The 21784-nt window shown below is 71.4% G+C and carries 24 protein-coding genes; 6 read left to right on the forward strand and 18 right to left on the reverse strand.

Annotated features, from left to right (window positions below):
* Positions 1–41: 41 nt before the first annotated feature.
* The 9 genes from ACFWGP_RS01300 to ACFWGP_RS01340 all read right to left on the reverse strand — a co-directional run bounded on the left by ACFWGP_RS01300 (position 42) and on the right by ACFWGP_RS01340 (position 8955).
* On the reverse strand, positions 42–1298 hold the full coding sequence (locus ACFWGP_RS01300; RefSeq protein WP_376929960.1) for a CehA/McbA family metallohydrolase: 1257 nt from the start codon (positions 1296–1298) through the stop codon (positions 42–44).
* Between the two features lie 4 nt (positions 1299–1302).
* Entirely contained in the window at positions 1303–2379 is a 1077-nt protein-coding gene (locus tag ACFWGP_RS01305) for an ABC transporter ATP-binding protein (RefSeq protein WP_231429169.1), read from the reverse strand.
* Positions 2379–3242, reverse strand: coding sequence for a carbohydrate ABC transporter permease (locus ACFWGP_RS01310; protein WP_231429170.1), 864 nt, complete (start codon positions 3240–3242; stop codon positions 2379–2381). Before ACFWGP_RS01310 ends, ACFWGP_RS01305 begins: the two co-directional genes overlap by 1 nt.
* Positions 3239–4171, reverse strand: a complete 933-nt coding sequence (locus ACFWGP_RS01315) for a carbohydrate ABC transporter permease (RefSeq protein WP_275505942.1) — start codon at positions 4169–4171, stop codon at positions 3239–3241. The genes ACFWGP_RS01310 and ACFWGP_RS01315 overlap by 4 nt, the downstream gene beginning before the upstream one ends.
* A complete protein-coding gene (locus ACFWGP_RS01320; protein ID WP_376929961.1) occupies positions 4171–5574 on the reverse strand; it encodes an extracellular solute-binding protein in 1404 nt (467 codons plus the stop codon). The genes ACFWGP_RS01315 and ACFWGP_RS01320 overlap by 1 nt, the downstream gene beginning before the upstream one ends.
* Positions 5575–5670: 96 nt before the next feature.
* Positions 5671–6885, reverse strand: a complete 1215-nt coding sequence (locus ACFWGP_RS01325; RefSeq protein ID WP_376929962.1) for a Gfo/Idh/MocA family protein — start codon at positions 6883–6885, stop codon at positions 5671–5673.
* On the reverse strand, positions 6882–7796 hold the full coding sequence (locus ACFWGP_RS01330; RefSeq protein WP_231429174.1) for a TIM barrel protein: 915 nt from the start codon (positions 7794–7796) through the stop codon (positions 6882–6884). Before ACFWGP_RS01330 ends, ACFWGP_RS01325 begins: the two co-directional genes overlap by 4 nt.
* Before the next feature lie 126 nt (positions 7797–7922).
* Complete coding sequence (locus tag ACFWGP_RS01335) at positions 7923–8534, reverse strand: DUF1349 domain-containing protein (protein WP_376929963.1); 612 nt, start codon at positions 8532–8534, stop codon at positions 7923–7925.
* A 70-nt stretch (positions 8535–8604) separates the two neighbouring features.
* Positions 8605–8955, reverse strand: coding sequence for a metalloregulator ArsR/SmtB family transcription factor (locus ACFWGP_RS01340; protein ID WP_376929964.1), 351 nt, complete (start codon positions 8953–8955; stop codon positions 8605–8607).
* A gap of 97 nt (positions 8956–9052) precedes the next feature.
* Between ACFWGP_RS01340 and ACFWGP_RS01345 the strand changes: the two genes are divergently transcribed.
* Together ACFWGP_RS01345 and ACFWGP_RS01350 are read left to right on the forward strand one after the other, a co-directional pair.
* Complete coding sequence (locus tag ACFWGP_RS01345; protein ID WP_275505938.1) at positions 9053–10363, forward strand: FAD-dependent oxidoreductase; 1311 nt, start codon at positions 9053–9055, stop codon at positions 10361–10363.
* Between the two features lie 8 nt (positions 10364–10371).
* Entirely contained in the window at positions 10372–10863 is a 492-nt protein-coding gene (locus tag ACFWGP_RS01350) for a GNAT family N-acetyltransferase (RefSeq protein ID WP_376930422.1), read from the forward strand.
* Between the two features lie 34 nt (positions 10864–10897).
* Here the strand turns inward: ACFWGP_RS01350 and ACFWGP_RS01355 are convergent, their stop codons facing one another.
* The 4 genes from ACFWGP_RS01355 to ACFWGP_RS01370 form a co-directional block, all read right to left on the reverse strand.
* The gene (locus ACFWGP_RS01355; RefSeq protein WP_231429178.1) at positions 10898–11332 is read right to left on the reverse strand and encodes an arsenate reductase ArsC; all 435 of its coding nucleotides are present in this window, start codon (positions 11330–11332) and stop codon (positions 10898–10900) included.
* 89 nt (positions 11333–11421) lie between these two features.
* A complete protein-coding gene (locus tag ACFWGP_RS01360; protein ID WP_376929965.1) occupies positions 11422–12309 on the reverse strand; it encodes a metalloregulator ArsR/SmtB family transcription factor in 888 nt (295 codons plus the stop codon).
* A 17-nt stretch (positions 12310–12326) separates the two neighbouring features.
* Entirely contained in the window at positions 12327–12986 is a 660-nt protein-coding gene (locus ACFWGP_RS01365; RefSeq protein WP_376929966.1) for a cation transporter, read from the reverse strand.
* A gap of 16 nt (positions 12987–13002) precedes the next feature.
* Positions 13003–13671, reverse strand: coding sequence for a hypothetical protein (locus ACFWGP_RS01370; protein ID WP_231429181.1), 669 nt, complete (start codon positions 13669–13671; stop codon positions 13003–13005).
* Positions 13672–13781: 110 nt separating this feature from the next.
* On the opposite strand from ACFWGP_RS01370, the gene ACFWGP_RS01375 reads away from it, so the two are divergent.
* On the forward strand, positions 13782–14369 hold the full coding sequence (locus tag ACFWGP_RS01375) for a GIY-YIG nuclease family protein (protein ID WP_376929967.1): 588 nt from the start codon (positions 13782–13784) through the stop codon (positions 14367–14369).
* Between the two features lie 74 nt (positions 14370–14443).
* Positions 14444–15289 (forward strand): hypothetical protein, encoded by an 846-nt coding sequence (locus tag ACFWGP_RS01380; protein ID WP_376929968.1) that lies wholly within the window; start codon positions 14444–14446, stop codon positions 15287–15289.
* A 13-nt stretch (positions 15290–15302) separates the two neighbouring features.
* On the opposite strand, the gene ACFWGP_RS01385 is transcribed toward ACFWGP_RS01380, so the two are convergent.
* The gene (locus tag ACFWGP_RS01385; RefSeq protein WP_231429184.1) at positions 15303–15542 is read right to left on the reverse strand and encodes a hypothetical protein; all 240 of its coding nucleotides are present in this window, start codon (positions 15540–15542) and stop codon (positions 15303–15305) included.
* A gap of 48 nt (positions 15543–15590) precedes the next feature.
* Here ACFWGP_RS01385 and ACFWGP_RS01390 point away from each other — a divergent pair, with 48 nt between their 5' ends.
* Entirely contained in the window at positions 15591–16091 is a 501-nt protein-coding gene (locus tag ACFWGP_RS01390; protein ID WP_376929969.1) for a MarR family winged helix-turn-helix transcriptional regulator, read from the forward strand.
* Between the two features lie 13 nt (positions 16092–16104).
* On the opposite strand, the gene ACFWGP_RS01395 is transcribed toward ACFWGP_RS01390, so the two are convergent.
* From ACFWGP_RS01395 to ACFWGP_RS01410, 4 genes are all read right to left on the reverse strand, one after another.
* Entirely contained in the window at positions 16105–17025 is a 921-nt protein-coding gene (locus ACFWGP_RS01395) for an NAD(P)-dependent oxidoreductase (RefSeq protein WP_376929970.1), read from the reverse strand.
* A gap of 155 nt (positions 17026–17180) precedes the next feature.
* On the reverse strand, positions 17181–18290 hold the full coding sequence (locus ACFWGP_RS01400; protein WP_376930423.1) for an alcohol dehydrogenase catalytic domain-containing protein: 1110 nt from the start codon (positions 18288–18290) through the stop codon (positions 17181–17183).
* Positions 18291–18309: 19 nt separating this feature from the next.
* Complete coding sequence (locus ACFWGP_RS01405; RefSeq protein WP_376929971.1) at positions 18310–19812, reverse strand: CoA-acylating methylmalonate-semialdehyde dehydrogenase; 1503 nt, start codon at positions 19810–19812, stop codon at positions 18310–18312.
* Between the two features lie 11 nt (positions 19813–19823).
* Positions 19824–20735, reverse strand: a complete 912-nt coding sequence (locus tag ACFWGP_RS01410; protein WP_231429188.1) for an NAD(P)-dependent oxidoreductase — start codon at positions 20733–20735, stop codon at positions 19824–19826.
* 151 nt (positions 20736–20886) lie between these two features.
* Between ACFWGP_RS01410 and ACFWGP_RS01415 the strand changes: the two genes are divergently transcribed.
* Positions 20887–21774 carry a LysR family transcriptional regulator gene (locus tag ACFWGP_RS01415; protein WP_376930424.1) on the forward strand — a complete coding sequence of 296 codons (888 nt, stop codon included), beginning with the start codon at positions 20887–20889 and terminating at the stop codon, positions 21772–21774.
* Positions 21775–21784 lie beyond the last annotated feature (10 nt).

A 21784-nucleotide genomic window follows, 5' to 3' on the forward strand; every position in this document is an offset into this window, starting at 1 on the left:
TGAAGAAGGAAGGGGCGGAGGTGAAGGAGAAGGAGTTGGGCTCAGGCGCAGAGCGCCATGATGCGGCGGTCGGCGAGCACCAGGTAGTGGGGCCCGTCAGCCGGGTCGGCCGCGAACGACTCCCGCGCGGCACGCACCGATCGCCGTCGGCCGAAACCGTCGACGAGCACGAGCCCCTCGGCGTCGACCGCGACGACCTCGTCGCCGAGACGCACGAGGGCGGGTGCGCGCATGAGCTCGGGCATGAGCACCGTGCCGTCGAAGCGACCGCTGCCCGTGACGGCGGTGCGACCGGCGCGCACCCCCTCGAGGATGGCCTCGGCCGAGGCATCCTCGGCGGCGACCCACGTGGTGGGGGTGCCGGGTCGTTGCGGCTCCTCGAGCATGTGCACGTCGCTGCCGCCGAGCAGGGTCGCGCCGGCGGGCCAGGTGCGGAACCAGGCGAACGGCGCCGTCGAGATGAGCTCGAGGAACCACGTCGCGTGCCACAGCTCGACCGCCGCGGGGCGGCGTTCGAGACGGTGCAGCCACGAGCAGTCGCCCGAGATCGGGTGGTTGATGCTCAGGATGCCTCCGCGCCGGTCGACCTCGTCGACCCAATGCTGCGCGGGCTCGCGGAAGTCGATCCAGCCGATCTCGCCGAACGCGTTCGCGTGGCCGCGATGGGTCGTGACCTCCTGGCCCGGCAGCAGCGTGATGCCGTGCTTCGCACCCTCGCCGGGCAGGTGGGCGTGGTGGCTCACGGTGTTGTGGTCGGTCACCGCCATGAAGTCGAGGCCGGATGCCACGCCGAGTGCCGCGAGCCCGCCGATCGGGAGTCGGCCGTCGGAGTGGATCGTGTGCCCGTGGAAGTCGCCGGCGAACCAGGTCAGTCCCGCCTCGGCCGGGAGCCCGCGATCGCTGCCGCGCACCGCGCGGGCGACCGGTGCGGCCTCGGGCACCGGTGGCACCGGTCGCGACGAGGGCATCGTGATCTCGACTTCGACCTCGACGCCCTGGAGCGGCACGCGGTGGAGACCGAGCACGACGTTCCACTCCCCCGGCTCGAGTTCGCCCGGAAGGTACCCGGGCGTGGCATCCGTCGCCGTGATGACGTACTCGGTGCGCGCGCCGCCCGACCAGCCGCGCCAGCCGCCGGCACCGGCGCAGCCGAGGTCGATGCCGGACTCGCTCGGGTCGAAGCGGATGACGACCTCGAGCGAGTCGGTGCCCGCGGGCACCTCGAACGGCACGTTCAGGTACCGATCGGCGTTCTGCACGTCGACCGTGACGGGGACGGTGCGGCGGATCGTCGTCACCGCGTCACCCGATGCGCTCGGTCGACTCGGCGTCGAAGAGCAGGGTCTTCGAACCGGTCGGCACGAGGTAGCCGCGGTCGCCCGGGGCGGGCTCGTGGTCTTCGGGCACGACGACCTGCAGCTTGTGGCCGTCGACGTGCACCGCGATGAGCACGCTCGCGCCGAGGTTCTCGACGACGCTCACCTCGGCCGCGATCGCGCCCGGCTCGTCGGCCGTGGTCCAACGCAGGTACTCGGGGCGCACGCCCCACACGACCGACTGGCCCTCGCGCACATGGTCCTCCGTGCCCGGGGGCAGAGTCGTCGACACGGCGTCGCCGATCGCGATCGCCCCGGCCGAGACGGTGGCCGGCACGAGGTTCATCGGGTTCGATCCGATGAAGCCCGCCACGAACGTGTTGTTCGGCCGCTGGAAGACCTCGCGCGGCGAGCCGATCTGCTGCAGCTTGCCCGCCTTCATCACCGCGATGCGGTCGGCGAGCGCGAGCGCCTCGGCCTGGTCGTGGGTCACGAACACCGTGGTCACGCCGAGGTCGCGCTGCAGCTCCTTGAGGAAGGTGCGCGCCTCGAGCCGCAGCCGCGCATCGAGGTTCGACAGCGGCTCGTCGAGCAGCAGCACGTCGGGCCGGGTGGCGACCGCCCGGGCGAGGGCCACGCGCTGCTGCTGGCCGCCAGAGAGTTGTCCGGGCCGGCGCTCGATGAGGCCCTGCAGGCTCAGGCCGTCGGCGACCTTCTCCGCCGTCGCACGGCGGTCGTCGCGCTTCACGCGCTTGATGCGCAGCGGGTAGGCGATGTTGTCCGCGACATCCATGTGCGGGAACAGGGCGTAGTCCTGGAAGACCATCGCGACGCCGCGGGCGCCGGGCTCGGCGTCGGTCACGTCGCGGTCGCCGATCACGAGCTGCCCCGACGAGATCGCCTCGAGGCCCGCGATCGAGCGCAGCAGGGTGGTCTTGCCGCAGCCCGAGGGGCCGAGCAGGGCGAAGAACTCGCCGTCGTTGATCTCGACGTCGACCTCGTCGACGCCGCGCACCCCGCCGGGGTACTCCTTGACGAGTCGGGTGGCGTTGATGCCGGCCATCAGGACTTGATACCTCCATGGAAGCGGAAACCGTAGCGACGGTTCACGACGAAGTAGATGATGAGGACGGGAGCGGAGAACAGCAGGGCGAAGGCCGAGATGAGCCGGAGGTCGGCCTGTCCGCTCTCGGTGTAGAAGGTGTACATGAGCACGGCGGCCGGCTGCAGGTCGGGGCTGCGCAGCAGGATGAACGGCACCAGGAAGTTGCCCCACACCTGCACGATCGTCCAGATCGCGATGAACGCGAGGCCCGGCCGCGCGATCGGCACGACGACGTCGCGGAGGATGCGGAAGGGACCTGCGCCGTAGAGCCGAGCCGACTCCTCGTACGACTTCGGGATCGAATCCATGAAGTCCTTGAGGATGAAGATGACGGTGGGCAGGATGCCGCCGGCCAGCACGAGCAGCACGCCCGTGTAGGTGTTGATGAGCCCCAGCGAGGTGATGATCTGGAACGTCGGCACCATCGCGGCCGTGCCGGTCACGATCGACGAGAGCAGCAGCAGCCCGTAGAGGATGCCGTCGCGCCCCGGGATGCGGATGCGACTCATCGCGTAGGCGGCGAGCGCGCCGAGCACGACGACGATGATCATCGTGCCCACGCCGAGCAGCAGCGAGTTGCCGATCGAACGCATGGCGTACGGGTTCTGGAAGAGGCGCGCGAAGTTGTCGAGCGTCCAGTCGGGCCACTCGAGCGAGAGCGTCGGGGTCGCGTCGAACGGCGCGAGCACGAGCCACACGAGCGGCAGCGCGAACAGCAGGCCGACGATCGTCAGCACGAGGCCGAAGGCGACGCGGGCGAGGTAGTGCCGCACGGTCGTGTTCGACGCGACCTTGCGCACGGTTTCGGTGCTGCCGGTCATCCCTTCTTCCTTCCTCTCGACACGCGGATGTAGGCGAGCGCGATGACGAGGTTGATGAGCAGCATGATGAGCGAGATCGCGGCGCCGAGGCCGAGCTGGCCGCCGGGGATCGCCGTCTCGTAGATGTACACCGAGAGGATCTCGGTCTTGCCGTTCGGGCCGCCCGCCGTGACGAGGTAGGGCGTGAAGGTGTTGAACGTCCACAGCGTGATGAGCAGCGTGTTCGTGAGGATGTGACCCTTGATGTTCGGGATGATCACGTCGCGCAGCTGCTGCCATCCCGAGGCGCCGACCATCTTCGCGCTCTCGATCTGCGACGGTGGCACGGCGCTCAGCGCCGACGAGAACAGCTGCATCGAGAAGGCGGTGCCCACCCAGATGTTGAAGAGGATGATCGCCTCCATCGGATGCTCGATCAGCCACGCGTAGCCGTCGGTGCCGAGGAGTCCGTTGAGGGTGCCCGAGCGCCGGTCCATGAGCACGAGCCAGAGGAACGAGGCGACGGAGGCCGGGATCACCCAGGCGGCGAGCACGAGGCCCTCGATGAGGGCCTTCACCCAGCCGTGGATGTTGCGGACCGACCATGCGAGCGCGAAGCCGATGAGGGTCTGGCCCACGATGCCCGAGGCGACCACGAAGACGAGGGTCAGCCACAGCGAGTTCCAGAACGACGGGTCGGTGAGCGCCTCGACGTAGTTGTCGAGGCCGACGAACTCGGGCGACGCGGCCTGCAGGCCGGTCAGCCGGTAGTCGGTCATGCCGAGCCAGATGGTCCAGACCGCCGGGAACAGCAGGAACAGCCCGATGAGGATGAGGGCGGGGGCGACGAAGATGCCGGCGCGGGCCGTGCCGAGGCCCGCGACGTCGTCGGCCCGCCGACGGCGGGGAGCCGTGAGGCTCCCCGCCGGGGTGGTGGTGCTCGCCGTCATCAGTCACCCGAGACCGCGTCGTCGCCGACGATGTCCTTGAGCGAGTCGACGTAGGTCGCCAGGGCGTCGTCGACGCTCGTGCCCGACACCACGTCGAGGCTTGCCTGCTGCATCGCGGTCGAGACCTGCGGGTACGCCGCGAGCGGCGGCCGGTACGCGGTGATCGGCAGCACCTCTTCGCTCACGTAGGTCAGCATCGGGTCTTCGGAGAGGATCTCGTCATTGACGTCGGTGCGCGGCGTGATCGAGATCGTGCCCTCGTTGCGGGCCTCGTAGGCCTCCTTCGAGTTCATGAAGGCGAGCAGGTCCCACGCGAGCTCGGGGTGGTCGCTGTTGGGGTTGAGCACACGACCCGTGCCGCCCGACATCGACACGAAGTCCTGGTCGTCGATGCCCGAACCGGGCTCCATCGCGGGGATCTTGGTGTAGCCGACGACGTCGTCGCGGTTCGCCATCGGCGCGGTGCCGACGCCCTCTTCGGGATTGATGACGCTGCGCCAGAAGTAGTCGCCCTCGAGCAGGATGCCGATCTGGTTCGCGGCGAACATCTGGAACGAGGTGTCGCGGCCGGACGCCTCCTGCTGCAGCACGGCGTCGCCGAGGCCCTCGTCGACGTAGATCGTCTTGTAGAGGTCGAGCACGTCGCGCATGCCGTCGGTGTCGCCGACCCACTTGTCGTCCTCGTAGACCTGCTCGCCGGTGCCGACGAGCATCGGCAGCATGCCCTGCATGGTCGTCGCCTCGCCCATCGCCGTGCCGGCGTTGAGCTGGATCGGGGTCACGCCGTCGAGCTTCTTGAGCGCCTTGCCGGCCTCGATCACCTCGTCCCAGCTCTCGGGCTGCCAGTCCGCCGGCAGGCCCGCCTGCTCGAACAGGTCCTTGTTGTAGTAGAGCACGCGGCCGTCGGCGCCCTGCGGCACGCCGTAGCGGTCGCCGTCGAACGAGACGGCGTTCTGCACGGCCTCGGGGATCTGGTCCCAGCCCTCCCAGCCGTCGACGGCGTCGCCGCCGACGTCGCTGAGCGGCTTGATGTAGCCGGCCTCGGCGAACTCGCCGACCCAGATGCCGTCCATGCCGATGATGTCGGCGCCCTCGCCCGACTGCAGGTCGAGCGCGATCTTGGTCTTGTAGTTCTCGTCGTCGACGCCCTGGGGCTCGAACTCGACGGTGACGTCCTTGCCCTCCTCCTTCATGGCGTCCTCGAACTGGGGGATCACCCAGTCGGTGACCCAGTCGGCCTCGGCAGCGTTCTTGCCGCCGGTGATGGCGTTCGCCGTGATCGTGAGGGTGACGGGACCGTTCTCGTCATCGTTCGAGTCACCGGAGCATCCGGTGAACACGAGTGCGCCGGCTGCGGCGAGTGCGATCGCCGCGACGGTCTTGCGCCTTGCGTGGTGGATCATCTTCGACCTCTCTCTGGTTCGCGGCCGGCAGGGTGACCGGCGCGCGGGTGGTGCTGCGGGTTCGGGTCTTGCATGTCCCGAGCGCGAGGCTCAGGGTTACGAGGCGGATGCCTCGGTGCCGGCGCCGATCGGCGTGCCGGCGGAATCGGCGAGGGCGCGGAGCATCCGCTGGCCCACGACGATGTCGGCGGCGCCCTCGTCGACCGAGGGGCCCGGTGCCGGACGACCTGCGACGAGCGCCGCGAAGGCGCGGAGCTCGTGCTCGAACGCCTCCTCCTGCATCCACCGCGTCTCGGAGCGCCGGGCGCCGAGGCGGTCGGCGTTCTCGACGACGGTGAGCACGGTGGGCACGTTGAGCACGTACGGCACCGCGAAGACGAGCGAGATGCTGCCCTCCTCGTGGTGGAACGTGACCGTCTCGCGGTACTCGGGGTAGCGCGGGATGAAGTGCCAGTCGACCGACCAGGGCACGTCGGCGTGCTCGGCGAGGGTGCCGCCCAGGCTCAGCGATCCCGGGAACCCGCCCGTGTGACGGGCCCGGTCGACCGCCCCGATGCCGCCCACGAGGTACCGCAGCAGGCCGATGTCGTGCACGATCGAGCCGAGCACGACGTTCGTGTAGAGCTTCGGCAGGTCGCCCGCCGCCTCGCCGATCGCGGTCCCGACCGAGGCATCCGTCGCGGCTGTGAGGGCCGCGAGCAGGTCGGCGGGCACGTCGGCGGGCGGAGCCTGCAGGTTCGCGAACGCGAGCTGGGCCCCGTCGGCCGGATGCAGCACCTCGACCGTGACCGCGCGCAGCTCGACGCTCTGCAGCAGGGCCTTCACCTCGGCCGAGGCCGGGTCGTGCTCCTTCATGTAGCCGACCCGCACCCAGTCGGCGAGGTCGACGCCGCGCTCGGCGGCGAGGGCGCGGAGCGACTCGACCTCGGCGAGCGAGAACGCGAGGGGCTTCTCCGCGAGCACGCGGATGCCGGCGCCGACGAGCTTCGCGACGTCGGGCGCGTGCGAGCCGGAGGTCGCGAGCACGGCGCCGTCGACGGCGACCTCGCCCGCGACGACGGCGTCGATGAGCGCGTCGATCGAGTCGAGCGCGGCGACGCCCGTGCCGGATGCCTCGGCCACGCCCCGCGCGCGCGACGGTGAGAGATCGACGACGGCGGTGAGGGCGATGCGGTCGGCGTTGCGCCGGATGAGCGGGAGGTGCACGCTCTGGCTGATGGCGCCGAGGCCGATGACGGCGAGGTTCACGCGCTCGTGGGTCGCGGCATCCGCCTGCTCGCTCGTACGGTCGGGGGCGTCGAAGCCGGTCATGCGAACCACCGCCGCAGGCGCTCGCGGTTGGCCGCTTGATCCGTTCGGGCGCGGTCGACGTCGGCCGCGCTCTGCAGGATGACGTCCTGCTCGACGACGAGCCAGCCGGCGTAGCCCGAGTCGACGATCTGGTCGACGATGCGGTCGACCTCGAGGTCGCCGTCGCCGAGGGCCACGAACACACGGCGCTGCCAGACGTCGCGCATCGGGTCGTCGGAGCCGGCGGCCGAGGCGAGCACCGAGCGATCGGCGTCCTTGAGGTGCACGTGGTTGATGCGGTCCGCCCAGCGCGAGAAGTCGGCGACGGGGTCGCCGCCGCCGATGAGCAGGTGGCCGGTGTCGAAGGTCAGGTCGATGTCGGTGTCGGCGAGCAACCGTTCGATCTCGTGCGGAGTCTCGACGTACGTGCACGCGTGGTGGTGGAACGTCGGTTCGAGGCCGGCGGCGCGGGTCGCATCGGCGGCGCGCTGCACGCGGGCGGCGAACCGGGCCCACCGGTCGTCGTCGAGCTCGAGCTCGGGGGCGCCGCCCGGGCGGGCCTTGCGCTCGGCGGAGCCGGAGTCGGCGATCGTGGGCTTCGGCGCGAGCGCGCCGGCGGGCGCTGCGGCAGCGGCGGCGGCGAACAGGTCGAGCACGTGCGCGAGCCCCGCGAAGGATGCCTCGAACTCGTCGTCATCGGCGGCGAAGGGCAGGTCGACCCATCCGCCTGCGAGGGCCAGGCCGTGTCGGCCGAGCAGGGCGGGCAGCGTCTCGCGGTCGCCGAAGAGGCCGACGGGGCCGAGATCGATGCCGTCGTACCCCGCCTCGGCGACCCAGCCGGCGAGTTGCTCACCGTCGGGCAGCGGAACGAGATCGGGAATGGACAGTTCGAAGACGCCGTAGCTGACGGGGGCGTTCGCTGTTCGGATCAACCGAGGTTCCTCTCAACCGCGGAGACGCACCTGCGCTGTCTCCGCGGTCAAGGGTACTAGGTTCTGACATATTCACAACATGACAGACAAAGTCTGTGGATCGTCCGCATCCGAGCCCGACTCCGATCACTCCCCCGGCGGATCGGCGTGCAACTCGACATCCGCCGGCGCCAACGCCCAGCGCGGGAATCGCACTTCGAGACCGGCCCGCAGCGGCGCGCACAGCATCGGCCCAGCCTGCGCGTCGCCGGCGGTGAACGGCGCGACCCGCAACGTGCGCCAGGGCCCGCCGTCGGCTCGCGCCCGAAGCGTGACGGCGTCACCGGTTTCGCCGCCACGGCTCGCGCGGATGGTCACGAGGCATCCCGCCCATTCGGGCACGGGCGCGAGCGACCAGTCGGACACCCCGTTCGTGACGACCGCCCCGAGGTGCAGCACTCCGTCGCTCACTTCGATGCCCGCCTTCACCCACTGGGCCTCGTTCGCGAAGAGCAGCAGCCCGGCCTGGTCGTAGAGCCCCGTGAGCGACGACGTGTCGAAGTCGACCTCCACGGCGGTGTCGGCGGGCCACTCGGCGAGCAGTCCGTGACCGTCGTCGTGCACGAACCCGTAGTGGGTCGTCCGCCAGTAGTCGCTGCCTTCGAGCGCCTGCGCGACGAGCGCGCCGTCTTCGACGCGAGTCGACGCCGGCTCCCTCGTCCAGTGCCCCTCGCTCCACGTCACCGTTCGCCCGATCATGCGCCCACGCTACCCGTGCCCCGTGTCCCGGGCGACGTGCGGCCGGGGCCCGGCCGCCCCGGCCGAGCGATCAGGCGTCGAGCAGTGGCGCAGCGGCGGCCTCGAGCGCTCCCGGCACGAGCCGGTAGTACGCCCACGTGCCGCGCTTCGAGCGGGAGAGGAACCCGGCCTCGGTGAGGATCTTGAGGTGGTGCGAGACCGTCGGCTGGCTCAGTCCGACGGGTTCGATGAGGTCGCAGACGCACGCCTCCTGCCCCGCCGAGGCGGCGACGATCGAGACGAGCCGCAGCCGCACCGGGTCAGCGAGCGCCTTCAGCCGGCGTGCGAACCGCTCGGCCTCGTCGGCGGTGATCGTCTCGCGCACGAGCGGCGCGCAGCATGCCTCGATACTGACATCGCGGACCTCGAGCATCGTGACCATGCATCGATACTACTCGATATTGACAACCATCGATATATCGCGGCATCCTGATATCGAAGTTCATCGATATCAGGAGGATGCAGTGACGCTGCTCGACTTGACCACCCGACCCGTGACGAACGACCGGCTGTCCACGCTGCCCGTCGTGATCATCGGTGCCGGCCCGATCGGCCTCGCCGCTGCGGCGAACCTGGTGGAGCGCGGTATCGACTTCGTCGTGCTCGAGGCGGGCGACGACATCGCCGACAGCGTGCGCGCCTGGGGTCACACGCGGCTGTTCTCGCCGTGGAAGCACCTGGTCGACCCGGCGTCGCGCCGCCTCCTCGAGGCCGAGGGCTGGGCGCTGCCGGCCCTCGAGCGCGCGCCTGCGGGCAGAGAGCTCGTCGACGCGTACCTCCTGCCGCTGAGCCGCCTCGAACCGATCGCGTCGCGCATCCGCACCGGTGCCGAGGTGCTCGCGGTCAGCCGCGAGGGAATGGACCGCACGCGCACCGCGAACCGTTCGGCCACGCCGTTCCTCGTCCGACTCCGCACGGTCACCGGGGTGGAGGAACTGACCGCCCGCGCGGTCATCGACGCCTCGGGCACGTATCGTTCGCCGAACTCGTTGAACTCGAGCGGGCTCGACCTGCTCGGCTTCGACGAGATCGCCGATCGCGTGCAGCCGGCCCTGCCCGACGTGCTCGGCCGCGACCGCGACGCGTTCGCGGGGCGGCACACCACCGTCGTCGGCGCCGGGCACTCGGCGGCCAACACGCTCCTCGCGCTCGTCCAGCTCGCACGCGAGGTGCCGGGCACCGAGGTGAGCTGGCTGATCCGCAACGCCAAGGCCGTGCGCGTCTCGTCGTCGGCCGATGACGAGCTCGCCGACCGCGCCAAGCTCGGCGGCCGCGTCGATGCCGCGGTCCGCCGCGGAGACATCCGGCTCGTCGACGGATTCGAGATCCTCCGCGCCCGTCGCGCCGGCGACGGCGCCGAGCTCGTCGGACAGCACGGCGGCGAGCTCGCCGTGCACGCGACCGACGTGGTGGTGAACGCGACCGGCTTCCGGCCGAACCTCGACCTGCTGCGCGAGATCCGCCTCGAGCTCGACGAGATCGTCGAGGCCCCCAAGCGCCTCGCGCCGCTCATCGACCCGAACGTCCACTCGTGCGGCACGGTCGAGCCGCACGGCTTCGCCGAGCTCACCCACCCCGAGCACGGGTTCTTCATCGTCGGCATGAAGTCGTACGGGCGCGCCCCCACCTTCCTGCTGGCCACCGGCTACGAGCAGGTGCGGTCGGTCACGGCGTGGCTCGCGGGCGACCTCGCCTCGGCGTCCAACGTCGAACTCGTGCTGCCGGCGACGGGCGTGTGCTCGACCGACCTCGGCGGCTCGTCGAGCTGCTGCTCGGGCCCGACGTGCTGATCCGCCCGATGCGCGCCGCGGACTGGCCCATGGTCGGGGAGATCTTCGACCAGGGCATCCGCGGCGGTGAGGCGACGTTCGAAACGACGGCGCCGAGCTGGGAGGCGTTCGACGCCGGCAAGATCGCCTCGCCGCGCCTGGTCGCCGAAGTCGACGGCCTCGTGCTCGGGTGGGCGGCCGCGTCGCCGGTGTCGGGCCGCCCGGTCTACCGCGGCGTCATCGAGCACTCGGTCTACGTGCACGAGGATGCGCGCGGCAGAGGCATCGGCCGCGCACTCCTCGCCGCGTTCGTCTCCGCGGCCGACGAGTCCGGGTTCTGGACGATTCAGTCGAGCATCTTCCCTGAGAACATCGCGAGCCTCCGGCTACATGAGCAGGCGGGATTCCGCGTCGTCGGTCGACGTGAGCGCATCGCTCGCTCGACGCTCGGCCCGCACGCCGGGCACTGGCGCGACACCGTCCTCATCGAGCGCCGCTCGACCCGGAACGGGGTCGGCTGACGCTCCGATGCGCGCAGCACGTCGTGCGGGTGGTTCAGTCCGAGTTCGCCGGTCGCGCGTCGGCACGCTGCGGCAGCAGCTCGGCGAGCAGCGCCTCGACGCGGCCGCGGATCTCGTCGCGGATCGGGCGGACCGCGTCGATGCCCTGGCCGGCCGGGTCGTCGAGCTTCCAGTCCTCATAGCGCTTGCCCGGGAAGATCGGGCAGGCGTCGCCGCACCCCATCGTGATCACCACGTCCGAATCGCGGACCGCCTCGGTGGTCAGCACCTTCGGCACGTTGCTCGCGATGTCGATGCCCTGTTCGGCCATCGCCTCGACCGCGACCGGATTGATCCGGTCCTTCGGCTCCGATCCCGCGGAAAGCACCTCGACGCGGTCGCCGCCCAGTTCGCGCAGATACCCGGCGGCCATCTGCGACCGGCCCGCGTTGTGCACGCAGACGAACAGGACGGTGGGCTTCTCGGACATCGCAGATCCTCTCCTCGGGCTCGAGCACTTCAACCATAGACCATCATCTATGGATGACGGGACGCCGTGCCCGCCAATTCAGCCGTTGTTCACGCGGCAGACCGCCCCAGGGACGCGATGAGCTCGCGCACGCGCCGATCGATGTCGTCGCGAATCGCGCGCACCTCGGCGAGTGGTCGCCCAACCGGATCGTCGAGCTCCCAGTCGAGATACCGGGTGCCGGGGTAGACGGGGCAGGCGTCGCCGCAGCCCATGGTGATCACCACGTCGGCCGCACGCACCACCTCGTCGGTCAGCGGCTTCGGGAACTCGCCGCCGAGCGGCACCCCGATCTCCTCCAACGCTGCGGCGATCGTCGGCGCCACGGTCGCCGCAGGCTCGGAACCTGCCGTTCGCACCTGCACGCGGTCGCCGGCGAGCCGGCGAAGCAGTGCCGCCGCCATCTGCGAACGCCCCGCGTTCTGCACGCACACGAACAGCACGGCCGGCGCTCCGCCGGGGTCCCGGTCTCGCGCCGCGACCGCGGCCAGCCGCTGCTCCGAGAACTCGGCCGTGCGCGATGCCAACCGCGCACCGCCACCCACCCGGGCGAGCAGCAGGCGGCTCTCGTCGACGAAGCGTTCGACGGTGTCCCGGTTGAACGTTCCGGCGAACCGGACGGACAGGTCGTCGACGATCCGCGCGAAGACGGGATCATCGGGCTCGGCGCCGGATTCCGACCCGAGCAGCTCGAGCACGCGATCGAGGTGCTCCGGCGCGATCGAGTACCAGACCCGGCGGCCCTCGGGACGGCGCTCGAGCACGCCCGCCTCCGTCAGCACCTTCGCGTGATGGGTGATCGTGGGCTGTCTCAGGCCGAGCCGTTCGGCCATCCGCGTCACGGTCTCGCGCCCATCGGGCTGATCGAGGATGAGCTGCAGCATCCCAGCACGGGTCGGGTCGGAGACCGTCGCCGAGAGCTGGTGGGCTGGACTCATAGACAAGAGTCTATGCCTCACGCGTCGTGTTCGTCGGCCCCCTCGAGCAGCATGCCGACCGGCGTCGCGCACGTGTCGCCACGCCATGCCTCGAGGCCCTCGCGCACCGCGAAGACGACGATCACGAGCGCCGCCACCGAGTCGGCCCACGCCCAGCCGAACAGCGAGTTGAGCAGCAGGCCGAGCAGCGTGGCGGCCGAGAGATAGGTGCAGATGAGCGTCTGCTTGCTGTCGGCGACGGCGGTCGCCGAGCCGAGTTCGCGCCCGGTACGGCGCTCGGCGAGCGACAGGAACGGCATGACGACCACGCTCAGCACGGTGATCGCGATGCCGAGCGCCGAATGCTCGGCCTCGGGCAGCACCCCGACGAGGCTGAGCACCGCGTTCACCCCGACGTAGGCGGCGAGCGCGAAGAAGGCGAACGCGATCACCCGCAGGGTGGGCTGCTCGTACTTCTCGGGTTCGCGGCGCGTGAACTGCCAGGCGACCGCCGCCGCCGAGAGCACCTCGACGAGCGAGTCGAGCCCGAATCCGAGCAGGGCCACCGAGGATGACGCGGCACCGGCCGCGATCGAGACCGCCGCCTCGACGAGGTTGTACCCGATGGTGATCGCGACGATCCAGCGGATGCGCCGATGGAGCACCGCCCGGCGATCGTCGCTCAGTGTCGCGCTCATGCGGATGCCTCGCCCATCAGCCGACGTACCCCCGGAAGGGATCGGCCTCCTCGCCGCGGCGCTCGCGCTCGGACTCGGCCTCGCGCAGGTCGCGCTCGAGATCGCCCAGCAGGTCGCGAAGGCGGTCGTCGCGCTCGGCCTCGTAGGTCTCGTCGACCTCGATCTCGGGCCAGCCGCTGCCCCACTCCCGGGCGAGCCGCGCGTCGATCGCCCCGGCGACGTCGTCCCAGGCCTCGTTGCGAGCGCGTTCGGCGAAGGACGCGAGGTACTCGGGATCACCCCGTCGCGTCCACAGCTCTTTCGCGATCGCCGCGTAGACCTGTTCGCGGCGTCGGAGGTTCGCGGCGTCGGCGCGGCGGTAGTCGTGCTCGTTCGACGCGCGACCCTCGCGCTTGGCGGCGACGCTGCGGTCGTCGGCGGTGCGCTCGGCGACCTCGTCGGCCTCCTGCACGAGCTCGTAGAGCACCTCGCGGGCGGCGGCCGCGGCGCGGTCGTTGTCGAAGGGCTCGTCGCCGCGCAGGGCGTGCATCACGAAGCGGTTGCGCAGGGCCATCCGACCTGCGGCCTCGGCGACGAGCAGGCCCTCGGCGAGCATCTCGTCGAACGTGGGAGGAACCACCTCGGGCAGGGCGCTGCGGTCGAACGGCTTGAACCGCTTCGCTCGCCTCCTGCGCCAGAACGCCATGCTTCACGCCCCTCGAACACCGATGTCCGACGCCACTCGACGTCGGAGAACGAGCCTATCGCGGGCGGGTGACGGGCGGTCGTGTCGGCGGTCGGTCGTACCGTTGCCGCATGGTTGAGAGGGATGCCTCGGCCGCGCGCTGCTCGATCGTCGAGGCCGACGGCGTGCACTGCTCGCGGCCCGTCGCTGCCGGCACGCCGATCGCGCTCTGCGCGGGGCACCTGCTCGTCGCCTACGACTGGGTCGCGCGTGAGGTCGGCGAGCTCGACCTGCTGCCGGGGCCGTGCCCGGCGTGCGGGGCCCGGGTCGGAGTGCACTACCCCTCCGGCTGGATCTGCGCCGACTGCGAATGGCGCTACGGCGAGCTGCCCGATCGAGCGCTCGGCGACGACCCCGTCGAGGTCGTCTACTACCTGCGCTATCGCGACCGGGTGAAGATCGGCACCTCGGCGAACCCGCGGCAGCGCGTCGCGAGCCTGCCGCACGACGAGGTGCTCGCGTTCGAACGCGGCGGCCGGCGACTCGAACGGCGTCGGCACGAGCAGTTCGCGCGGTACCGCGGTGCCGGCACCGAGTGGTTCGACGTGCACGACGCGCTGCTCGAGCACATCGCCGGGCTCGCCGTCGGTGTCGACGACCCCTGGGCGCAGTACGACCGCTGGGTGAGTCGGCATCTCGCCCGGCCGCGGCTCGACTGAGCAGACCGGCGACGACTTCTCCACAACCCGCGCATTCGGCCCCACGGGCGGGCTCACGTCGTTAGTCTTCGATGATGGATCGATTGACGGTGCGCCGAGCGCTGCGTTCGGCGGCGACGGCTGCGGCGCTCGCGTTCATGCTGACCGGCTGCATCCCCGCCGCCGGAGACGCACGACCCGTCACCTCGGCTCCACCGACCGATTCGGCCGCGGCGTTCGGCGACGCCGAGCATGAACCCGACGCCGAAGCCGCGCCGCAGAGCATCGCCGGCCTGGCGCCGGGCACCGTCCTCGCGACCGGAGAGTTCCACGACCGCGGTACGAGCGGCGCGATCGAGCTCCGGGCGAACGGCACACCCAGCGGGTTCGAGGTCGTGCTCACCGGCATCTCGCCGGCGCCGACCGCCGGCATGACGCTGGAGCTGAACTCCGAGCCGTCGACCGCCACCCGGGAGGTGCTGAAGGAGGGCTTCAGCTACTACCGCTACGACCCGCTCGCGACGACGGCCGACCAGGCCTTCCGCGTACCGACCCCGGGCACGGGCGGGTTCGTGACGAACGACCCGAGCTACCTGCGCACGGCGGTGCTCTGGGCACCGGCGGCCGGAGCGGAGCGAGGATTCGACGAGGTCGTCGCGACCGCCCCGCTCACCTGGAACCTTCCCGACTTGAACCCCGGCCTGCGGGTGGTCGACCACGGGGCTGCAGAGGGCGCGACCGGAGAGGCGGTCCTCGACGACGACGGCACGCCGCTCCGCTACCGCATCGCGGCCGGCGACACGTCGATCGGAGTGACCGCCAGATTCGGCGTCACGGTCGACGATCTCAGGTGGTTGAACCCCGATCGCGCAGGCTCGAAGCTCCTCCTCGCGGATCGCTGGCTCAACCTCTCCCGCGAGGACCGCGGCCTTCGAGGTTGAGGCGGGTGCGCGGCTACGCCGCAGGCACCGGGCAGTGCAGCTGCGTGCGCTCGCCCGAGCGGTCGATCTCGTGCGCCGACATCGCGGCACCGCAGAGCGGGCAGGCCGGCGGAGCCGCCGGCTTCGGTTCCTCGTCGTACGGACCGAGCGGCGGCGGGCCGATGTACGGCAGCAGCTTCGCGTTGAGGCGGTCGATGAATCCGGCGTAGCCGCGCTGCACTCCTGGCTCGACCGGTCGCTTTCTTCGTGTCACAATCATTAGTGTACTAACTATTTGTCCCCACGTCATACTGGAAGCCTGATGACCGAGCAGACCGCAGCCGCACGAACGGCGACCGCCGAGACATCCGCCCCCGCAGACGGCGACGGCGCAGTCGACCTGCTCGCCCTCGAGAACCAGGTGTGCTTCGCCCTCGCGGTCGCCGCGCGCGGTGTGATCGGCGTGTACCGGCCGATCCTCGAGCCGCTCGGGCTCACCCACCCGCAGTACCTCGTGATGCTCGCGCTCTGGCAGCGCAATCCGCGCACGGTGCGCGACCTCGGCGAGGCGCTCCAGCTCGAGCCGGCGACGCTGTCGCCCCTGCTGAAGCGCCTCGAGGCGCAGGGCTACCTCACCCGAGCACGCAACCCGCACGACGAGCGCGCCCTCGACGTCGCCCTCACCGAGAGCGGGCGCGCACTGCGCGAGCGGGCGCTGTCGATCCCGCCCCAGGTCGTCGACCGGCTCGGCATGAGCCTCGACGAGCTCGGCGCGCTGCGCGACCGGCTCACCGAGGTGATCGCGGCGGTGCAGCGAGGCTGACGCGGCGCAGGCGTCAGGCAGCCGGCGGGGTGAACCCCGGCACGCCGCCGTCGGCGGTCGCGAACTTCGCGATGAGGCTGCAGTCCTTGCCGCCGAAGCCCTCGTCGATGAGGCGCTCGAACTGCTCGAGCGCAACCCGCGAGGCAGGCATCGGCAGGCCGGCCGTCGTGCCGGCGTCGACCGCGAACGACAGGTCCTTCTCGGCGAGCGCGGTCGTGAACGTCGCGTCGTAGTTGCGATTCGCCGGACTCGTCTCGACCACGCCGGGTGCCGGGTACCAGAGCCGTAGCGGCCACGACTCCCCCGACGAGACCGACGCGACCTCGAAGAACCTCTTCGGGTCGAGCCCGAGCGAGTCGGCGAGCGCCGCCCCCTCGGAGACGCCGAGCAACGACACGAACAGCATCAGGTTGTTGGCGAGCTTCGCAGCGATGCCGAGCGTCGGCCCGCCGAGTTCGAAGACATGGCCCGCCATCGGCTCGACGAGCTCGCGGGCGTCGGCGGTGGCATCCGCGTCACCGCCGAGCATGAACGTGAGGCTGCCCGCGGCGGCCCCCGCGATTCCGCCCGAGACCGGCGAATCGACGAAACGGAACCCGCGCCGTGCCGACTCCTCGTGGCACCAGCGCGACGTCTCGACGTCGACCGTCGACGTGTCGAGCAGCAGCACCCCGGCGGGTGCCGTCGCCCACACCCCGCCGTCGCCCGCGTAGACCTCGCGCACGTGTTCACTGCGCGGCAGGCTCGTGAAGACCGCGTCGGCGCCCGCGACCGCCTCGGCGACCGAGTCGACCACTGCGACCCCCCGCGACGCCGCGGCCTCCCGCGCCTCCGACATCGGGTCGACGCCGCGCACGGCGTGACCCGCCGCGACGAGATTCGCCGACATGGGTCCGCCCATGTGTCCCAGTCCGATCCAGGCGATGTTCGCCATGGGCCTGCCCTCCCGACCTCGTCGACGTGAAGCGCTCTCCGTCCCCACGATACGCCGAGGCCGCGCGCGTTGCGGAGCGACGGAGGAGCGTCGCGAGTCGGTCGATCGCGCCGGTCTCGAGACGCCGCCGCGCGCCCCCGCGACCGGGGAGACGCTCAGAACCGGATGACCTGCCGGATCGCCCGCCCCTCCGCGAGGGTGTCCATCGCCGCGTTCACGTCGTCGAGCTCGACGGTCGACGAGATGAGCGCCTCGACGGGCAGCCGGCCCTGCCGCCAGAGTTCGGCATAGCGCGGGATGTCCCGCGACGGGATCGCCGACCCCAGGTACGACCCGATGATCGTGCGCGCCTCGGCCGTCACGGTCAGCGGCGCGATCTGCGAGACGGCCGATGCGGGCGGCAGCCCCACGGTGACCGTTCGTCCGCCGGGTGCGGTCAGCGCGAACGCCGTCTCGAAGGCGCGCGGATGGCCCGCCGCCTCCACGACGAGCGGAGCCCGCAGCCCTGCGGCCACCGCCTCGGCGGGCGTGTACGCCGCGTCGGCGCCGAGCTCGAGCGCCCGCTCGAGCTTGTCGGCGACGCCGTCGACGCCGATGACCCGGCCGTAGCCGAGCGACGCCGCCGTGATGAGCGCGGCCATGCCGACGCCGCCGAGCCCGACCACGACGATGTCGTCGCCCTCGCGCGCGGCACCCGCGTTGAGCACGGCTCCGCCCCCGGTGAGCACGGCGCACCCGAGCACGGCCGCGACCTCGGGCGGCACATCGTGCCCGACGACCACCGCCGAGCGCCGGTCGACGACCGCGTGCGTCGCGAACCCCGAGACCCCGAGATGGTGGCGCACGGGCTCGCCGTCGCGGTGGAGGCGCATGTCGCCGTCGAAGAGCGTGCCCGCCGTGTTCGCGGCGGTGCCCGGAGTGCACGGCAGGGCGCCGCCGGCGAGGCATCCCTCGCACTCACCGCAGCGAGGCAGGAAGGCCATCACCACCCGGTCACCCACCGAGAAGCCGGCCGCGGATGCCTCGGCGCCGAGCTCCTCGACGATGCCGGCGGCCTCGTGGCCGAGCAGCATCGGCACCGGGCGCGGGCGATTGCCGTCGACGACGGAGAGATCCGAGTGGCAGATGCCCGCCGCCTCGATGCGCACGAGCAGCTCGTCGGGACCGGGGCGTTCGAGCTCGAGCTCGCCGATCGTGATCGGCCGCGACTCGGCGAAGGGCCGGGAACGCCCGAGCTCCTCGAGCACGGCCCCGCGGATGCGGATCGACATCGCCGCGGCCCCGTCAGTGCGTCGGGAAGCCGAGGTCGATCTGCGACTCGCTCGGCTCGGGCCAGCGCGTCGTCACGACCTTGCGTCGCGTGTAGAAGTTGAAGCTCTCCGGGCCGTACATGTGGGTGTCGCCGAAGAGCGAGTCCTTCCAGCCGCCGAACGAGAACGCGCCGACGGGCACCGGAATGGGCACGTTGACGCCCACCATCCCGACCTCGATGTCGAACTCGAAGCTGCGCGCGGTCTTGCCGTCGCGGGTGAACACGGCGACGCCGTTGGCGAAGCGGCTCGCGTTGATGAGCGCGACCGCCGCGTCGTAGTCGTCGACCCGCACGACCGAGAGCACCGGCCCGAAGATCTCCTCGTCGTAGACGCGCATGCCGGGCTCGACCCGGTCGACGAGCGAGGCGCCGATGAAGAAGCCGTCGCCCTCGAAGCGGTGGTCGCGGCCGTCGACCACGACGTTCGCGCCCTCGGCCGCGGCGCCCTCGACGAAGCCGGCGACGCGGTCGCGCGCCTCGCGCGTGATCAGGGGACCCATCTCCGAGGCGGGATCGGTGCCGTCGCCGACGACGAGCCGGGACATCCGCTGGGTGATCTTCTCGATCAGCGGGTCGGCGACCTGCCCGACCACGACGAGCACCGAGACGGCCATGCACCGCTCGCCCGCCGAGCCGTACGCGGCCGAGATCGCGGCGTCGGCGGCCGCGTCGAGGTCGGCGTCGGGCATGACGACCATGTGGTTCTTCGCTCCGCCGAGGGCCTGCACCCGCTTGCCCTGCTCGGCGGCGCGCGTGTAGATGTACTTGGCGATCGGGGTCGAGCCGACGAACGAGATCGCCTTCACGTCGGGGTGGCCGAGCAGCGCGTCGACCGCGACCTTGTCGCCGTGCACGACGTTGAGAACGCCGTCGGGCAGCCCCGCCTCGCGGAACGCCTCGGCGAGCCAGACCGCCGCCGAGGGGTCGCGCTCGCTCGGCTTCAGGATGACGGCGTTGCCCGCCGCGATCGCGGTGGTGACCATCCACAGCGGCACCATCGCCGGGAAGTTGAACGGCGTGATGCAGGCCACGACGCCGAGCGGCTGGCGCACCTGGTGCACGTCGATGCCGCGCGCGACCTGCTCGGCGTAGTCGCCCTTGAGGTGGTGCATGAGGCCGGCGCAGAACTCGACGTTCTCGAGCCCGCGCGCGACCTCGCCGAGGGCGTCGTCGACGGTCTTGCCGTGCTCGGCGGTGATGATGCGCGCGAGCTCGCCGCTGCGCGCCTCGATGATCTCGCGCAGCTTGAACATGACGTGCGAGCGCTTGGCGAGTCCGGTCGCGCGCCACGTCTTCTGGGCGAGGGATGCCGCGGCCACCGCCTCGGCGACGCGGGCGTCGTCGGCGAGCACGACCTCGGCGGTCTGCTCGCCGGTCGCCGGGTTGAAGACGGGGCTGCGACGGGCGTCGTCGTCGATGTTGCCGCCCGCGATGACGTGCGGGATGGTCCGCACGGCGGTGAGGGTGTCGGTCATGGGCGTTCCTTTCAGGCGGTGTAGCCCGCGACGGCGCCGTCGGCGCGCACGAGCTTGGCGATGAGGCTGCAGTCCTTGCCGCCGAGGCCGTCGGCGATGAGCTCCTCGAACTGCTCGCGCGCGAGCCGCGCGGCGGGAAGGTTCAGGCCCGCGGCCTCCCCGGCGCCGAGCGCGAGCGAGACGTCCTTGAGGGCGAGGGTCGTCGCGAAGGTCGCGTCGAAGTTGCGGTTCGCGGCGGCCGAGTCGACGATCCCCGGCACCGGGTACCAGGTGCGCAGCGCCCACGAGTCGGCCGACGAGACCCGGGCGATGTCCCAGAACGTACGGGGGTCGATGCCGAGGCTCGACGCGAGCTGCGAGCCCTCGGCCGCGGCGACGAGCGAGATGAAGAGCATCATGTTGTTCGCGAGCTTCGCGGCGATGCCCTGGGTCGGGCCGCCGACGGCGAAGACGTTGGCGGCCATGGGCCGGACGAAGTCGGCGGCGTCCGCGACATCCGCCTCGCCGCCGCCCAGCATGAACGTGAGGGTGCCGGCCGCGGCACCCGAGATGCCGCCCGAGACCGGTGCGTCGACGAATCGGAACCCGCGCTCGGCGGAGCCGTCGTGGCACCAGCGCGAGGTCTCGATGTCGACGGTCGAGCTGTCGAGCAGCAGGGCGGTCCGCGGCGCGTTGGCCCAGACCCCGCCGTCGCCCTCGTACACGGCGCGCACGTGGTCGCCCTTCGGCAGCATCGTGAAGACGGCGTCGGCGTCCGCCACCGCTTCGGCGACGGAGCTCGCGACGCGCGCGCCGCGCTCGGCGGCCGCCCGGCTCGCCCGCTCGTCGAGGTCGAAGCCGACGACCTCGTGCCCCGCTTCGATGAGCCGGCCGGTCATCGGACCGCCCATGTTGCCCAGTCCGATCCATGCGATCGTCGCCATCGTGTCCTCCTCGACTTCGGCGTGTGCGGCGGCGCCTCCCCCAAGGCGCCGCGCTGAATCACCATATGGTCGCGATGAATGCACATTCAACGGGCGAGAACCGCGAATATTGCACTCGCGCTGTGCATTCATGCACGATGTGTGGGTGACGATGACGACGCACGACCCCAACCCCGAGTGGCTCATGACCTTTCTGGCCGTCGCCCGGCTCGGCCGGTACACCGCGGCCGCCCAAGTGCTGGGGGTCAACCACTCGACGGTGTCGCGGCGCATCGCCGCGCTCGAGTCGGCGATGGGCGGGCACGTGCTCATCCGGGCCGCGGGCGGGTGGGCGACGACGCCGCTGGGCCAGCGCGCGATGGCGGTCGCCGAGCGCATCGAGCTCGAGATGCGCTCGCTCGTCGAGGTCGACCAGCCGGGGCTCGCGGGGCTCGTGCGCATCGCGGCGCCCGACGCCTTCACCGCGCTCTACGCCGTGCCCGCGCTCGCGCCGCTGCAGGCCGCGAACCCCGGGCTGTCGTTCGAGCTGCTGAGCGCGACGCAGCGCGTGCGGCAGAACCGCTCGGGCGTCGACATCGAGGTCGCCGTGGGCCGGCCCGACGTCCGCAAGGCGCTCGCGACACCCGTGCTCGAGTACTCGCTCGCGCTCTTCGCGAGCGAGGCGTACCTCGCGGAGCACGGTGAGCCGCGCACGATCGCCGAGATGTCGGGGCACCGCCTCAACTACTACATCGAGTCGGCGCTGCAGATCGACGAACTCGACCTGGCCGTCGACGAACTGCCGCCGACGCTGCCGAGCATGCGCTCGACCGGGGTGTTCGCGCACCTCGCGGCGACCGTCGCCGGTGCGGGCGTCGGGCTCATGCCCGACTTCCTCGCGGCGCGCGAGCCGAGCCTCGTGCGGGTGCTCGCCGACGAGTACGACCACCCGATCGCGTACTGGGCGGTCACCCGCGAGGAGAGCCTGCGCAACCCGGCGGTGGCGGCGGCCTTCCGGTCGCTGATCGAGTACGAACCCGCTCCGGCCGAAGGGGTGTGACGGATGGCAT

The organism is Agromyces sp. NPDC127015 (assembly GCF_042725165.1).
GTDB lineage: Bacteria > Actinomycetota > Actinomycetes > Actinomycetales > Microbacteriaceae > Agromyces > Agromyces chromiiresistens.